The sequence below is a fragment of the Paraburkholderia sp. genome (assembly GCF_035656215.1).
Taxonomy (GTDB): domain Bacteria; phylum Pseudomonadota; class Gammaproteobacteria; order Burkholderiales; family Burkholderiaceae; genus Paraburkholderia.
Map to the genome: position 1 here is coordinate 1 of NZ_DASRSY010000453.1, position 15150 is coordinate 15150.

At 62.2% G+C, this 15150-nt stretch carries 14 protein-coding genes; 1 reads left to right on the forward strand and 13 read right to left on the reverse strand.

Annotated features, from left to right (window positions below):
- A partial coding sequence (locus VFE81_RS26530; RefSeq protein ID WP_325047428.1) for an EAL and HDOD domain-containing protein occupies window positions 1-1372 on the reverse strand: 1372 nt, incomplete at its 3' end.
- Window positions 1373-1650: 278 nt separating this feature from the next.
- Between VFE81_RS26530 and VFE81_RS26535 the strand changes: the two genes are divergently transcribed.
- A complete protein-coding gene (locus VFE81_RS26535) occupies window positions 1651-2409 on the forward strand; it encodes an acetoacetate decarboxylase (RefSeq protein ID WP_325047429.1) in 759 nt (252 codons plus the stop codon).
- A gap of 174 nt (window positions 2410-2583) precedes the next feature.
- Here VFE81_RS26535 and VFE81_RS26540 read toward each other — a convergent pair whose 3' ends face one another.
- The 12 genes from VFE81_RS26540 to VFE81_RS26595 form a co-directional block, all read right to left on the reverse strand.
- The gene (locus VFE81_RS26540) at window positions 2584-3393 is read right to left on the reverse strand and encodes an ABC transporter substrate-binding protein (protein ID WP_325047430.1); all 810 of its coding nucleotides are present in this window, start codon (window positions 3391-3393) and stop codon (window positions 2584-2586) included.
- A gap of 268 nt (window positions 3394-3661) precedes the next feature.
- On the reverse strand, window positions 3662-4720 hold the full coding sequence (astE, locus tag VFE81_RS26545; protein ID WP_325047431.1) for a succinylglutamate desuccinylase: 1059 nt from the start codon (window positions 4718-4720) through the stop codon (window positions 3662-3664).
- Complete coding sequence (gene astB / locus VFE81_RS26550; protein WP_325047432.1) at window positions 4704-6044, reverse strand: N-succinylarginine dihydrolase; 1341 nt, start codon at window positions 6042-6044, stop codon at window positions 4704-4706. The genes astE and astB overlap by 17 nt, the downstream gene beginning before the upstream one ends.
- 9 nt (window positions 6045-6053) lie before the next feature.
- Entirely contained in the window at window positions 6054-7517 is a 1464-nt protein-coding gene (gene astD / locus VFE81_RS26555; RefSeq protein WP_325047433.1) for a succinylglutamate-semialdehyde dehydrogenase, read from the reverse strand.
- A 2-nt stretch (window positions 7518-7519) separates the two neighbouring features.
- On the reverse strand, window positions 7520-8557 hold the full coding sequence (astA, locus tag VFE81_RS26560; RefSeq protein ID WP_325047434.1) for an arginine N-succinyltransferase: 1038 nt from the start codon (window positions 8555-8557) through the stop codon (window positions 7520-7522).
- Complete coding sequence (gene aruF / locus VFE81_RS26565; RefSeq protein WP_325047438.1) at window positions 8554-9612, reverse strand: arginine/ornithine succinyltransferase subunit alpha; 1059 nt, start codon at window positions 9610-9612, stop codon at window positions 8554-8556. Before aruF ends, astA begins: the two co-directional genes overlap by 4 nt.
- A gap of 54 nt (window positions 9613-9666) precedes the next feature.
- The gene (locus VFE81_RS26570) at window positions 9667-10902 is read right to left on the reverse strand and encodes an aspartate aminotransferase family protein (protein WP_325047435.1); all 1236 of its coding nucleotides are present in this window, start codon (window positions 10900-10902) and stop codon (window positions 9667-9669) included.
- Between the two features lie 202 nt (window positions 10903-11104).
- Window positions 11105-12154 (reverse strand): GlxA family transcriptional regulator, encoded by a 1050-nt coding sequence (locus tag VFE81_RS26575; RefSeq protein ID WP_325047436.1) that lies wholly within the window; start codon window positions 12152-12154, stop codon window positions 11105-11107.
- Between the two features lie 28 nt (window positions 12155-12182).
- The gene (locus VFE81_RS26580; RefSeq protein WP_054043063.1) at window positions 12183-12974 is read right to left on the reverse strand and encodes an ABC transporter ATP-binding protein; all 792 of its coding nucleotides are present in this window, start codon (window positions 12972-12974) and stop codon (window positions 12183-12185) included.
- Window positions 12975-13058: 84 nt separating this feature from the next.
- Window positions 13059-13772: an ABC transporter permease gene (locus VFE81_RS26585; RefSeq protein ID WP_201075315.1), complete on the reverse strand. Its 714-nt coding sequence runs from the start codon at window positions 13770-13772 to the stop codon at window positions 13059-13061.
- Between the two features lie 6 nt (window positions 13773-13778).
- Window positions 13779-14468 (reverse strand): histidine ABC transporter permease HisQ, encoded by a 690-nt coding sequence (locus VFE81_RS26590; RefSeq protein ID WP_325047437.1) that lies wholly within the window; start codon window positions 14466-14468, stop codon window positions 13779-13781.
- 270 nt (window positions 14469-14738) lie between these two features.
- A partial coding sequence (locus tag VFE81_RS26595) for a patatin-like phospholipase family protein (RefSeq protein WP_414695664.1) occupies window positions 14739-15150 on the reverse strand: 412 nt, incomplete at its 5' end.

Here is a 15150-nt window from a genome sequence, read left to right on the forward strand (position 1 = left end):
TCCGCTCCAACCCCTCCGCACTCCGATCCGCAACCCCGGCCCACGCGCCCGCCGCCAATCCTAGCTGCGCGATCTCTTCCACCGTCAACGGCTGCAAGCGCGCGCACAAAGCATCAAGTTCATCCCACGCACCACACTCCAAGGCTTCGACCGCCGTCAGCAGCAACCCCAGCACACCCTGCCGATGCAGGATGCCCGCCTGAATCGGCCGCGACAACGTCAACACATTCAGCGTGCTCTCGAGCGAACCGCCGAACACCGCATCGACAAACGAAAACACGCCGGTCAGAAACGCCGCATCCGATTCGTCGCGCCCGGCTTCGGGCAAGCGCTCGATCGCCAGTTCCATGAAGCGCGCCCGGCTCGCCGCGAGTTGCAGCAGAGGATCGTCCTCGAGCGCGACCTTGCGGCCGTCCGCGTAGAGCAACAACTGCGTCCAGCGAGCGATCCGATTCGTGCCGGTCGCGTTGATCGCTTCCCGCAACGTCGTGACCTTGTGGCCAACGGCGAGGCCGCTTGAATTCGCAAGCTTCATCAGATGCATGACGAGCACCGGATTCAGTTTGAGTTCGGCTTCGAGTTGCGCGACGGTCGGCTCGCCTGACAACAACTGCAGCAGGTTCAGCAATGCGTGCCGCGGCGCGCTGACGCGCCGTGTCGTCGAAGTCTGCGCTCGCGCGAAGTAGTAGCCCTGGAAACGATCGAAGCCGAGACCATGCGCCGCATCGAAATCGGCCTGCGCATCGAGACCCAGCGCGATCAGTAGCTTGCCCGCCGACTTGAGCACGCTCGTCAGCTTGGGCAACAGCGCGCTCGGCGTCCGCGCAAAATCGATCTTGACGACATCCGCGTAAGGCAACAGCCTGGCGAACGTCTCGTCGGGCTGGGTCACTTCGTCGAGTACGAAGCGGTAGCGCCGGCCGTGCAATTGAACGATACGCGCGATCAGTGCGTCGTCCACCTCGATCGACGGCGACAATTCGAACATGAAGCGCTCGGTGGGCAACCGCTGGATCGAGTCGTCGAACAGCATCTCGCGACTGACATCGACGTAAGCGGGATGCCCAGTGAGCGCACCGCGCACATTGCTCTGCACCAGACCGCGAATCACGGCTCGCGCCACCCGTTGCGCCGGTTCGGGCGCGCGGCCCGGCAAGGCATCGACATCTGCACTCGAATCCGTGGCATGCCCCGCAACCGTGGCCGCGTCAGGGTCCGCGGCCGCAGGCAGAGCCGGCGCGCGCACCTTGATCTCATAGCCGCACAGCATGCCGTCCCGATTCAGAATCGGCTGACGCGCGAAGCTGGCTTTCAGTTGCGCATCGTCCACAGCACCCACGTGGCTCGGATTCTCGATTGCGATGGTGGTCATTCCATTCCCCCGCTAAGCGCCGCCCCGGCGCTCACTGCTGTATTTTGGTTTTGGCTGCACCGATAACGTGCGCCCAAGGCTCTGAGACCCGTGGCGTCTGCGATGCGCCCGGCGATTTTAGCTCAGGCCGCTGCGCGCGGACATGTCAACGCCGCAATATCTCGAAATAATTGGTTACCTGTCTCGCTGAAGGCCAGGAAAGAATCGACGATACTCTTGTGCAGTGCAGAAGCGTTCCACCACTCGTGCTACCCCGCCTTTAACCATCAAGGAAAATCATGGACGTCAAAAGCGTGCTGTCAAATGCCTTCGCGATGCCGATCACGAGCCCGGCGTTTCCGATGGGCCCGTATCGTTTCATCGACCGGGAATTCCTGATCATCACTTACCGCACCGACCCGGACAAACTGCGCGCCGTCGTGCCCGAGCCGCTCGAGATCGGTGAGCCGCTGGTGCATTACGAATTCATTCGCATGCCAGATTCGACCGGCTTCGGCGACTACACGGAAAGCGGTCAGGTGATCCCGGTGTCGTATAACGGCGTGGCAGGCGGCTACACCCTGGCCATGTATCTGGATGACCATCCGCCCATTGCCGGCGGCCGCGAATTGTGGGGATTTCCGAAGAAGCTCGCCTCGCCGGTACTGGAAGTGCACACCGACACACTCGTCGGCACGCTCGACTACGGCCCCGTGCGCATCGCCACCGGCACGATGGGCTACAAGCATCGGCAACTGGATCTCGCGCAACAACAGAAACGCCTGGAAACGCCGAACTTCCTGTTGAAGGTGATTCCGCACGTGGACGGCACGCCGCGCATTTGCGAACTGGTGCGCTACTACCTGCAAGACATCACCCTCAAAGGCGCATGGACGGGCCCGGCCTCGCTCGAACTGGCACACCATGCTCTGGCGCCGGTCGCGGAATTGCCGGTGCTCGAAATCGTGGAGGCGCGGCATCTGGTTGCCGATCTGACGCTCGGACTCGGTGAAGTGGTGTTCGATTATCTCGATCAGCCAGAAGCCAACGTTCGCTGATCGACTGTCACGGTGCAGCGTGCATCACGTGCACGAAACGCATGAAGCGCGCGGCACCATGCACTAGACATGTATCAGGCAGGCGATGCATCAAACGCCGGCTCAAAAGACAACCGGCCGCATCGAGCGGCCGGCTGTATCAAGCAAAATCATTCAGGCAAAACACCCAGCGCGTTACTTCAACACGACCTTCACGTCGAAGTACTTCGCCGCGAAGCGGTCGATCGTGCCGTCGGCCTTCAGTTCCTTGAGCGCCTGGTTCAACGCGTCCTTCAAGGCCTTGTCGCTCTTGCGCACGCCGTAGCCCACGCCCGCGCCGAGCAGCTTCTCGTCGGTGACGGCCGGGCCGGCGAATTCAAAGCCTGCGCCTTGCGGCTTCTTCAGGAAACCCTTCGAAGCGGCTTCCGCGTCCTGAAACGCGGCGTCCAGACGGCCCGATGCGAGGTCGGCGTAGATCTGGTCCTGCGTCTGATACGGCACGACCTCGACGCCAGCCGACGCCCAGCGCGCCTTCGCGTACGCTTCCTGAATCGTGCCTTGCAGCACGCCAACGTGCTTACCCTTCAGCGATGCCGGCGTGGGCAGCAGACCGCTGCCCTTCTTCGCGATCATCTGATTCGGGATCGTGTAGATCGGATCGGTGAAATCGATAGCCTGGCGGCGCTGTTCTGTGATCGTCATGTCCGAGTTGATCACGTTGAACTTGCGCGCTTCCAATGCGGGAATCAGGCCGTCGAACGAGTTCTCGACCCACACGCATTTCGCCTTCAGCTTCGCACACACGGCATTGCCGATGTCGATATCGAAACCTTGCAGCTCGCCCGTCGGCGACTTCGATTCGAACGGCGCATACGACGCCTCGACGCCGAAGCGCACTTCCTTGATATCCGTTGCTGACGCGGCAACCGCCGACGTGGTGCCAGCCGTTACCGTTGCCGCCGCGAACAGCGCGAGCGCGGCCATGTTTCGCCAATTCATCTTCATTACGGGTGTTCCTCTACGGTATTGAATAAGACGGAGCCGAATCCGGGCAAGCATGATTGCCGCGCCAAAAATGCGATTCAAACTCGTGCGGCCGGTGTGGTGCAGCGCAACAGCCGCGAGGGCGGGATTGTACAGGCTTCGCAAAGCACGCCTGACGGGTGCCGGCACCCGTCATCTTCTCGCGACCTCGAATCGATGCACGGCAAAGGTGCAAATTCGTGTCGCGTTCGGGCAAGAGATGGTCTGAAGGAGGTGGAATGCCGCGCAGCTAAACGAGCTTCGAGAGCGTTTCCTGGGTGGTCTCCACGACCAGCAGACCCGCGCGCAAACCCGGCTTGACGGTCGCGTTGGGAAACACGATGCGCTCTTCTTCATGACGCACGGTGTAGCGATACTCGCCATCGCGTGCCAACACCGTGTCCTTCACGAAGGGCGTGAAATTCGGCACATCCGCGGCAACCAGCAATTCGAATGCGTCGCTTTGCTTGGTGAGTTGATCGATCACCGTGAATACGCGCGGCATCGCCGCGGGCACGTTGCCGTTCTTTGTGCCGGCCAGAAGGTGGCGCAGCGCTTCGTCCGCACCCGCAAAACGCGTCAGATCGTTCTGTCCAAACGGGCGCACCTTGCCGAGTTCCAGCGTACACGCCTCGGCGCCGCATGCTTGCGCGGTGAAGTGCGAATAGGTATTGCCCTTGGTGGTGTGCAGCAAAACCGCGCTGATGCGCGCTTCGCCGAGCCACTCGAACATCGCGCGCGAAAACGGTGTGCCGGTATGCGGCAACAAGGCGAATTGCTCGAAAGCCGAGGGGCGGATCGCCGTGTGCATATCGATATGCCAACGCGCGCCCTGCTCTTGCGATGCAGCGGCAAAAAACTGCGTCGCCGCACGCTCCAGCGCCGCCGCGCGTGGCGCTTCGTGGCTGTGCGGCACCTGCGTATGACGTCCGCTGAAGAGGCGGTTCAGATCATCGTCGCGATAACGGCACGCGTCGCGCATTGCATCGACGTTGCCGAGAATCACCAGCAGGCGGCATGTCAACGCGGCGCTGCCTCGCGCGATATCGCGTACGAGGCGTGAAAGCAGTTCGATCGGCGCTGTTTCGTCGCCGTGCACGCCGGCGGAAGCGAGCACACTGCGAGCGTTCTTCTCGTGCGATATGGGCTCGATTTGCAGAACGCCGTCGTCGAGCCAGGACCAGCGCACGCTGTTGTTGGCACACGTACCCTGCATTTCCTGCGCGCCAGGTCGCGTCTCCACCAATGTGTAGGCGAGGAAATCATCGAGCATCGAAACCGGCATGCCGTGCTCAGCGCTGGAAGTCATACAGCGAGCCCAAGCCCAGAATCTGCGTCAGCTCGTCGAGCGCGGTGCGCGACTCGGCAAGCAGGTGCGGATCGGTCAGATCGGACGGCGCTAGACGATCGCGGTAGTGTTTTTCGATCCACGTATCGAGGCGGCCGAACAGGTTGTCGTTGATCCACACGCCAGGCGTCACCGCCGCGCGCTCCGCGTCGTTCAACGCCACGCGCAGACGCAGACATGCCGGACCGCCACCGTTTTTCATGCTTTCGCGCAGATCGAACACGAGCACGTCGTCGATCGGACCGGTGTGCGAGGTCAGATCGTCCAGATAGGCGCCCACACGCTCGTTCTCGCGGCATTCCTGCGGCACCACCAGCACCTGCTTGCCGTCCGGGCGCGTCAGCAACTGGCTATTAAACAGGTACGACGTGACCGCGTCGGACACGCTCACTTGCGCGTCCGGCACTTCGATCACGTTGAACTCGGCCTTCAGCCCGGAAAGCTTGGTGCGCAGTTCGTCGTACACCGCTTTCTGTTCGACAAACGCGAGTTGATGGCAGAACAGCGTAGTGCGATTGCCGACCGCGATCACGTCGTTATGGAACACACCCGCGTCGATCACATCCGGGTTCTGCTGTGCGTACACCGTGGCGGCTTCTTTCAGACCGTGACGATGCGCGACCGCGCGGCTCGCCTCGAACGTCTGACGTGCGGGAAAACGCTTCGGCTCCGGTCCGCGGCGATATTCGCTGCGACCGTACACGAAGAATTCGACGCCACGTGTGCCGTATTCCGAGCAAAAGCGCGTGTGGTTCGCGGCGCCTTCGTCGCCGAGTGCCGGGGTGCCGGTCAGTGCCTCATGCACCGCGAAACGATCGGTGTCGCTGAAGATCGCACGCAAGGTGCGGCGCGTCGATTCATGCTCGATCGCACGATGCAGCTTGCTGCACAGATTGGCCGGTGTGAAATGCACACGGCCGTCGTGCGTGTCGGCTGACGGACTCACCGTCGCCGCATTCGCGGTCCACATCGCCGAAGCCGAACTCGCCGCGGCCAGCAACTCAGGCGCGTCTTTAGCAACCCGCGCTATCACTGTTGCGTCGTCGCCCGAAAAGCCGAGTTCGCGCAAGAGGCGCATCGAAGGACGCTCCTGCGGCGGCAACACGCCTTGATGAAAACCAAGGTCGGCCAACTGCTTCATCTTGCGCAGGCCCTGTCTCGCAGCCGCTTTGGGATTGGCAACCGACTTCTCGTTGTTCTGCGACGCAACGTTGCCGAACGAGAGCCCCGCGTAATTGTGGGTCGGCCCGACGAGACCGTCGAAATTGGCTTCAGTGGCTTGCATCGTCGATCCTTAGAATTGAAGACCCGGCGAGACGCTCGCGGGCATTTGCAGTTGCGCGCTTTCGACGGAAGCCATCGGATACGCGCAGTAGTCGGCAGCGTAGTACGCGCTCGGCCGGTGATTGCCCGAACGCCCCGGGCCGCCGAACGGCGCGCCCGACGACGCCCCATTGGTCGGCCGGTTCCAGTTGACGATGCCGGCGCGGATGGTGCGCTGGAAATGCGTCCACAATGCTTCGTCGTCGGCGAGCAGGCCGGCGGAGAGGCCGAACTCGGTGTCGTTGGCTTTTTCGAGCGCTTCGTCGAAGGTGCCGTAGCGAATGATCTGCGCCAGCGGTCCGAAATGCTCTTCGTCCGGCAGATCCTTCACGGCGGTCACGTCGAGAATCGCAGGCGTGACAAAGCCAAGTGTCGGATCGCGCTGTTCCATCTTCAGCAGTGCTTTTGCGCCATCGGCCAGCAGACGCTCTTGTGCCGCGACGAGGCGCGAAGCCGCACGCGCGGAAATCACCGCGCCCATGAACGGCTGCGGATCGGCGTTGTATTCGCCGACACTGATGCGCGAAGTCACTTCGGTCAGGCGTTGTACAAAGCGGTCACCAAACGCGTCGTTCGGTACAAAAATACGGCGCGCACACGTGCAGCGCTGCCCTGCCGACAGGAACGCCGATTGAATCGTGTGATGCACGGCTGCATCGACATCCGCCACGGGCCCGATCACGAGCGGATTGTTGCCGCCCATCTCCAACGCCAGCACGATCTCCGGACGGCCGCCGAATTGTTTGTGCAGCAATGTTCCGGTATCCGAACTACCCGTGAAGAACAAACCGTCGATCTGCCGATGGTTCGCCAGCGCAATGCCCGTTTCTTTCTCGCCTTGCACAAGGTTCAGCACGCCCGCGGGCAAGCCCGCATCGCGCCAGATTTGCACCGTAACAGCGGCCACGCCCGGCGCGAGTTCTGACGGCTTGAACACAACGGCATTACCCGCGATCAGCGCTGGCACGATATGCCCGTTCGGCAAATGCCCCGGGAAGTTATACGGTCCGAACACCGCGACCACGCCATGCGGACGATGCCGCAGCACGGCCGTGCCGTCGGCCATCGGTGAACGCTTCTCACCGGTTCGCTCGTTATAGGCCTGAATCGAAATCTCGACCTTCGCCGCCATCGAAGCCGCTTCAGTGCGCGCTTCCCACAGCGGCTTGCCGGTTTCCCGGCCGATCGCTTCGGCGAGTGCTTCCTTGCGTTCCGTCACGAGCGCAGCGAAGCGGCGCACCACGCCGCAACGCTCGTCGAGGCTCAAGGCCGACCACGCCGCGAATGCACGGCGCGCGCTGCGTACCGCACGATCGACGTCGTCCGCCGATGCGCTGTTGCCTTCCCAAACAGTCGCGCCCGTACCCGGGTTACGCGACGCGAATGTGGGTCCTGTGCCGGCGGCCCATTCGCCGTCGATGAAAAGCTCACTCATGATCATCCTTGTTTGTGTTTCAGCGGCAGCACCCGCACCGGGTCGCCTGCCTTGACGTCGAGTGCGGCCGCCTCGGCGGCGCTCATGCGGAACACGCCGTCTTGCGGCACGCCCGCGGCCGCGCCCACCCGGAAATCGCCCAGCGATGTATTCGATACCAGCGAACGAGGCGCATCCTGAGGCGCGCCCGCCGGCACATCGGCGATCTCGACCGGCACCACCACGCTTTCGCGCACCGTGCGCAAGTCGGCGATATGGCATTCGAGCACCGGGCCCGCATCGAAGATATCGACGTGATTCTCGTAGCGCAGCCCCTCCGATTCGAGCATGCGGCGCGCCGGAATCGTGTCGCTATGCGTGAGGCCGACGCATTCCTGCGCTTCTTCCGGCAATAGTTCGACATACACCGGATAACGCGGCATCAGCTCGGCGAGAAACGCCTTGCGGCCATGCGAACTCAGATAGTCCGCCGCGTTGAAATCGATCTGGTAGAAATGCGATCCGACCGCACGCCAGAACGGCGACGTGCCTTCCGCATCGAAATGGCCGCGCAATTCCGCGCACAGACGCTGCGGAAAGCGCTCGCGGAACTGCGCGAGAAACATGAAGCGCGAACGCGACAACAAACCACCGACGCCGCTCGTGCGATAACGCGGGCTCAGAAACAGCGAACACACTTCGGCGTAACCCGTGAGGTCATGCGAGATGTTCAGCGCGCGCATGCGCGTCCAGATGCCGAGGTCCTGGCTCGCGTGCACGACCGTGCTCACGCGGTAGTTGTAGAACGGTTGCTGTAGGCCAACGGCGGTTTCGATACCACATACACCGGCCACGTCGCCGGTGTCGGTATCTTCCATCACGAAGAAGTACCCGGCTTCGTGCGGCTCGGCGTGGCCTTCCATCGTGCGGCGGGCACGTTCAACACGCGCCGCCAGTGCATCGCGATCCGGCTTGAAGGTGGTGAGGCCCGGGCCGGTCTCCTGCGCGAGCCGCATGAGCGCGTCCACATCACCTCGTTGCACAACGCGAACGACGATCATTGTGCGTCTCCCGTCAATTCTTCCTGGTGCGGCTCATGCAGTGGCACGCAGCGTACCGCGTCGCCCTCCTGCACGCCGAGTGCGGCGCGCGCCGCATGCGACAACGACGCGCCGTTTGCCTTACCGGCCGGCAATTCACCGAGTACGCAACGGAACTCGCCGTCCGTACCGTTATGCGCGATCAGATACGTCGAGCCGTCGGCAACCGCGCCGGCTTCGTGCACGACGCGCGTTTCGTTGCGTTTCACGCAGGCGCTGCGATCTACTTGCGCTGTCAACACCGGGCCTGCATCGAAAATGTCGATAAAGCGATCCGTCTCGAAGCCTTCTTCGAGGTGAATCTCGTATGCGAGCAGCGCCTTCGAATCCGGCTCGCCGAGCACGCGTTGCGCCGCTTCCGGCAACAACGGCACATAAATCGGATAGGTCGGCATCACTTCAGCGATAAAGGTGCGACTGCGGCCGCCCGATTCGATTTCGATGTCGGCGAAGTTACGACCAAAGAACTTGCGCCCCACCGCTTCCCAGAACGGCGACACGCCCGAATCATCGGTCACGCCGAGCAGCAGCGAGAACACTTCAGGCGTAAAACGCTTGCGATTGGCGGAGATGTACATCATCCGTGCCCGCGACATCAGATGCGCGGCCGCATCGCCGCGCAGCGACGGATCGATGTAGTAGCCCGCTAGCCGGCTCTTGCCGGTCAATTCATGCGACATGGTCAGCGCATGAATCTTGCGATTCACGTGCAACTCACGCGACGCATGAATCAGCGCGTCGTTGCGGAACGCGTAGAACGGGTCCGAATAGCCGGCTGCGGCGACGATGCTCGCCGTGCCCATCAGCTTGCCGCTCTCTGCATCCTCGAGCACGAACAGATAGAACTCCTCGCCCGGAAAATCGACCTCCGCGCGAAACGAGTCTTCCGACAGTGCGACGCGCGCTTCGAGCGCATGGCGGTCGTGCGGCAGCGAATGCAGCACCGGTTGCGCGGTGCGCGCCATATGTTCGAGCGCATCGAGATCGGCGAGGCGGCCGGGGCGTACGAAGAGCATCATCGTTCCTGTTGAATGTGACGCATGATCAAAGCAGCAAGTCAGTGCCGGCGATCAATGCGACGCTGTTTCGGCTTTCGCGCCGACAATCTCTTCGATGGCCTTCGCCAGACGCGCGAAGCCTTCGTACATATCGTCGAGCGGCATGATCAGCGACGGCACAAAACGCAGCACGTCCGGACCCGCCATCAACATGATCACACCGTGCTGACCCGCAGCGGTGACGAAATCCTTTGCGCGGCCCTTAAATGCATCGGTCAATTCAGCACCGATCAGCAGCCCCTTGCCACGCACTTCCTTGAACAGGCCAAAGCGTTCGTTAAGCTTCGCGAGTTGGCCCTTCAATGCTTCGCTGCGAGTACGCACGCCTTCGAGCAGCTTCGGATCGCTGACCAGCTCGACCACCTTCTCCGCGATCGCCGCGCCCAGCGGATTGCCGCCGTAGGTCGTGCCATGCACGCCGACCTTGAAATGCGCGGCCAGTTCGTTGGTGGTCAGCATCGCGCCGATCGGGAAGCCGTTGCCGAGCGCCTTCGCGGTGGTCAGGATGTCCGGCGTCACGCCCGTGTCCTGGTACGCGTAGAAATAGCCGCTGCGGCCCACGCCCGTTTGTACCTCGTCAAAAATCAGCAGTGCGCCGTGCTCATCGCAGGCTTCGCGCAGCGTCTTCAGGAACGCCGGATCGGCCGGGATCACACCGCCCTCGCCCTGGATCGGCTCGACGATCACCGCACAGGTCTTCGCGCCGATCGCTTTCTTCGCCGCCTCGATATCGTTGTACGGCAAGTGGATGATGCCGGCTGGCACCGGGCCGAAACCTTCCGAGTACTTCGGCTGGCCGCCGACGCTCACGGTGAAGAACGTGCGGCCATGGAACGACTGCGTGAACGAAATGATTTCGATTTTATCGGCGCCATGACGCTCGAACGCGACGCGGCGCGCCAGCTTCAACGCGGCTTCGTTCGCTTCAGCGCCCGAATTGGCGAAGAACGCGCGGTCGGCGAAGGTCAGGTCTTCGAGGCGCCTGGCGAGGCGCAGCACCGGCTCGTTGGTGTAGCCGTTACCGATGTGCCACAGCTTGCCGCCCTGGTCGTGCAGGACTTTCAGCAGTTCAGGATGGGCATGACCGAGCGCGGTCACGGCGATACCGCCGGCGAAGTCGATATAGTCGCGGCCTTGCGTATCCCAGACGCGTGAGCCGAGACCGCGACCCGGCACGAAGGCAGCGGGCGAAAACACCGGCACCATTACTTCGTCGAAGGTCTGGCGTGTCACAGTCAGGTCGTTCATGGCAAATCCTCGTTACAGGTGAGAGGTAATACACGTAGTGTAGGAAACCGCACGGGATACGTCTTGCGCATACGCGACGCTTTCTATGAGCTTCCAGGCGGATATGTCGCGGGTAGGTTGCCGGAGGGTCGCAAACAGCGCGCTTTCCGGCCGTTTATTTCGCTTATTCCGCCTGCTTGTTCGACTTGCGTGCTCGACTTGCCTATTCCGCCTGATCGGGCCGTTCGATCAACGCAGCCGGTCGCGGCTCACTGGCCGCGGCGCCGGTCGCGCCGGTCTGCTTGTCGATCCAGTTACGACGATCCTCGCGTGGTGTGACGCCAAAGCGTTCGCGATAAGCATTCGAAAAGTGTGCCGCCGACGAAAATCCGCAAGCAAGACTGATCTGCACCACCGATTTGCTGGTGCGCTGCAGCTGCGTGCGCGCTTTCGAAAGCCGCAGGCCAAGATAGTATTTGGACGGCATCGAGCCGAGATACTGACGAAACAGGCGCTCCAGCTGACGCCGCGAGACACCGACGAGACCGGCGATTTCATCGGTGGTCAGCGGGTCTTCGATATTCGCTTCCATCAGCATCAGTGCATCGTTCAGGCGCGGATGCCGTTCGCCCGGCGCGGTCACGAATGGAATGCGCTGCCGCTCTTCACCGGCGCGCAGCACGCCGACGCCGAGCGTATCGGCAATCCGGTCCGCCAACTCCGGGCCATGGTCGCGGCCGATCATGGCCAGCATGAAGTCGACAGTTGCCTGACCGCCCGCGCAGGTTGCGCGATCGCGGTCGATTTCGAAAATTTGCTGGGTGACGATCGAGCGCTCGAACTGCTCGGAGAACTGCTGGTAGGTTTCCCAGTTGACGCTCACGCGATAGCCGGACAATTGCCCCGCCATCGCCAGCCACCAGACACCGTGATGAATGCCGGTGACGAGCGGCGTGCGCTGCCCGACGCGCGAAAGACTCGCGAGAAACAGGCGGTAATCTGCGAATTGCTGGAACCGTTCGCTGACGATGATCAGCCAGTCGCACGAAATCGCATCGCCAAAGGCGGCATCGGCCGGCCATTGCGCGCCACCCGACAAGGGCACCGCGCGGCCGTCCCACGAACATACCTGCACGCGGTAGAGCGCACGGCCATCGATTTCGTTGGCAAGATTGAGCGCGTCGACAATCGGCCCGACGCCCGTCATCGACACCGGCGGCAGGGCGACGATTGCGACCTGCGTGGTGCGAGCCGGGTTGGACGTGCGAGCCATCACTGATGAGTAAAACGCGAACCGCGCGTTACTTCAGACTGCCGGACAGGAACTGCTTGAGCCGTTCGCTGCGCGGCGTGGTCAGCACTTCAGCGGGCAAACCCTCTTCTTCGGTGCGGCCCTGGTGCAGGAACATCACGTGGTTCGACACATTGCGCGCGAAACCCATTTCGTGCGTGACGACGATCATCGTGCGGCCTTCTTCGGCGAGCTTCTGCATCACCTTCAGCACTTCGCCGACCAGTTCGGGATCGAGCGCGGAGGTGGGCTCGTCGAACAGCATCACGTCGGGGTTCATCGCCAGCGCACGCGCAATGGCCACGCGCTGTTGCTGACCGCCCGACAGATGCGACGGATACTGCTTTTCCAGGCGCGGCGCGAGCCCCACTTTCTCGAGGTATTCGCGCGCCCGCTCTTCGGCTTCGCGACGCGACATGCCGAGCACGTGAATCGGCGCTTCGACGATGTTCTCGATCACGTTCATGTGCGCCCACAAGTTGAAGTGCTGGAACACCATCGCGAGTTTCGTGCGGATGCGTTGCAGTTGCTTGTGATCGGCCACTTCCAGATTGCCGGCGCGGTCAGCTTTGGTTTTAACCATTTCGCCGTCGACAACGATCTGCCCCGCGTTCGGCCGCTCCAGAAAATTGATGCAACGCAGGAAGGTGCTTTTACCCGACCCGCTCGCGCCGATGATGCTGATCACGTCGCCCTTGTTCGCGTTCAACGATACGCCCTTGAGCACTTCGTTGTCGCCGTAGCGCTTGTGGATGTCCTGAACGGCGAGCTTGCAAGCTTCGGTTTGAGTCGTGTGGAGCAAGATGCTCTCCCTTTGAAAATACGGATCAAATCAATCTACGTGACGGCGCGAACCAACCGCGCCGCTGCATCGAAACACGCCTGCTCAGTGCGTACGCACCGCCAGGTAACCCAGCCAATGACGCTCGGCACGGCGGAACAGGGCCACCAGCGCGAACGACACCACGAGGTAAATCAGCGCCGCGAGACCGAACGCATCGAACGACTGATAGGTGGCGGAATTCGCGTCGCGGGCCACCTTCAGGATGTCCGGCACCGTGGCGGTAAACGCGACCGTGGTGGCGTGCAGCATCAGGATTACTTCGTTACTGTACAACGGCAGCGCCCGGCGCAGCGCGGACGGTATCACAATGCGGCGGTACATCGTGAACCAGCTCATGCCGTAAGCACGGGCCGCTTCCACTTCACCGTGCGAGGTCGAGCGGATCGCGCCGGCGAAAATCTCGGTGGTGTACGCGCAGGTGTTCAGAGCGAAGGCAAGAATCGCGCAGTGAAAACCGCTACGGAAAAACGCGTCGAGCAGTTGATGCGAGCGCACGAATTCGAGGCTGTACATGCCGGTGTAGATCAGCAGCAGTTGCACGTACAACGGCGTGCCGCGAAACACGTATGTATAGAGACGCACCGGCGTCGACAGCCAGCGCTTCTTCGATACGCGCGCCACCGCAAGTGGAATGGACACGAAAAAGCCGATCCCGATCGACGCCACCAGCAGCCACAGCGTGACGGCCAGACCGGACATACGCTGACCGTCCCAGTACAGGAACGCGCGCCAGAATTGATTGAGAATGTCGATCATGGTCGATTAGAGCTCCGCGTGGCGCACGCCGATCGAATAGCGCTTTTCCAGCCAGATCAGCACGAGATTCGACGCGGTGGTGATCGCCAGATAGATCAACGCGGCGATCAGGATGAAGAAGAACATGTTGAAGGTGCTCTTGCCGGCGTCCTGCGCGGCTTTGACGACATCGGCAAGACCGATGATCGACACCAGCGCCGTGGCCTTGACCAGCACTTGCCAGTTGTTGCCGATGCCCGGCAGCGCGAAACGCATCATCTGCGGAAACAGGATGCGCGTGAACACGCGTGCGCCGCTCATGCCGTACGCACTGCCCGCTTCGAGCTGGCCGCGCGGCACGGCGAGAAACGCGCCGCGGAAGGTTTCGGTGAAGTACGCGCCGTAGATGAAGCCGAGCGTCAGCACCCCGGCCACGAACGGATCGATATCGAACTGCGGCAGATTGAGCGCGTCGGTGAGATTGTTGACCGCGATCTGGATGCTGTAGAACAGCAGCAGCATCAGCACGAGGTCGGGCACTGAGCGGATCAGCGTCGTATAGCCGGTTGCGATCATCCGCAGCGGCCGGTTAAACGAGAGTTTCGCCGCCGCGCCCGCGAGGCCGAGCAGCACCGAAGCTGCCAGCGACAGGACGGACAGCTCGATCGTCTGGATCGTGCCGGCCAGCAACACCGGACCAAAGCCGTAAAGGAACACGCGTGTCTCCATCCAGGATTTATTGAGGATGTCATGGATGGCGTCGGGTCATGCCTGCCCGACTCATCCGGCATGGCGCGGAGTCTCGCAAGCGAAAATTAAATTCTCAAAGGGGACGGGGGCGCGTGCTGCGATGCAGCAATGGGCCACCTGGCGCGGCTGGGTGCTTGCAGCGCTTGGTTTTGTGGGGGATATGGTTTTGTAAGGTGGCAAGTGCGCCGTGGGCGCTGCCGCGATTTAGCAAGTTTTGGGTCGCTTTTTTGATAGAACCTATTCCATCCCTAATCGAGCCCGAATAGCCGGCAACATATATTCCACCGCCGCGCGCCCCTCTGCCATCGCCGGGCCAGCCCGATGAAAATCAAAAATCCCCATCCCGCCCAGCCGTGGCTGAATCAGAATATCCGCCGGCTCACCGGCCAGGCGACTCCGCGAAATCCGCACCTGCATGATGTCGATGCTCTGCGCGATCGAACTCAGCATCGACGGCACGCGCGCACTGGGCGCCGGCGGTACACGCACATCATCGGAAGCGCGCCCTTCTGCTGGTGCAAGCCAGCGCGGCCAAGGCTTGCCGTTCCGACGCAGCGCGACCGGCGGCGGCGCATCCGGATCGAGCGCCGGCGTGTCGACCGCGGCCCCGCCGAAATCGCGGCCATTCAGAATATCGTTGTTTAGATCG

Bases quoted from the DNA above. Each gene is read 5' to 3' on its own strand.
- VFE81_RS26535 (WP_325047429.1), top strand. From the start codon at position 1,651: ATGGACGTCAAAAGCGTGCTGTCAAATGCCTTCGCGATGCCGATCACG.
- VFE81_RS26540 (WP_325047430.1), bottom strand. From the start codon at position 3,393: ATGAAGATGAATTGGCGAAACATGGCCGCGCTCGCGCTGTTCGCGGCG.
- astE (WP_325047431.1), bottom strand. From the start codon at position 4,720: ATGACTTCCAGCGCTGAGCACGGCATGCCGGTTTCGATGCTCGATGAT.
- astB (WP_325047432.1), bottom strand. From the start codon at position 6,044: ATGCAAGCCACTGAAGCCAATTTCGACGGTCTCGTCGGGCCGACCCAC.
- astD (WP_325047433.1), bottom strand. From the start codon at position 7,517: ATGAGTGAGCTTTTCATCGACGGCGAATGGGCCGCCGGCACAGGACCC.
- astA (WP_325047434.1), bottom strand. From the start codon at position 8,557: ATGATCGTCGTTCGCGTTGTGCAACGAGGTGATGTGGACGCGCTCATG.
- aruF (WP_325047438.1), bottom strand. From the start codon at position 9,612: ATGCTCTTCGTACGCCCCGGCCGCCTCGCCGATCTCGATGCGCTCGAA.
- VFE81_RS26570 (WP_325047435.1), bottom strand. From the start codon at position 10,902: ATGAACGACCTGACTGTGACACGCCAGACCTTCGACGAAGTAATGGTG.
- VFE81_RS26575 (WP_325047436.1), bottom strand. From the start codon at position 12,154: ATGGCTCGCACGTCCAACCCGGCTCGCACCACGCAGGTCGCAATCGTC.
- VFE81_RS26585 (WP_201075315.1), bottom strand. From the start codon at position 13,772: ATGATCGACATTCTCAATCAATTCTGGCGCGCGTTCCTGTACTGGGAC.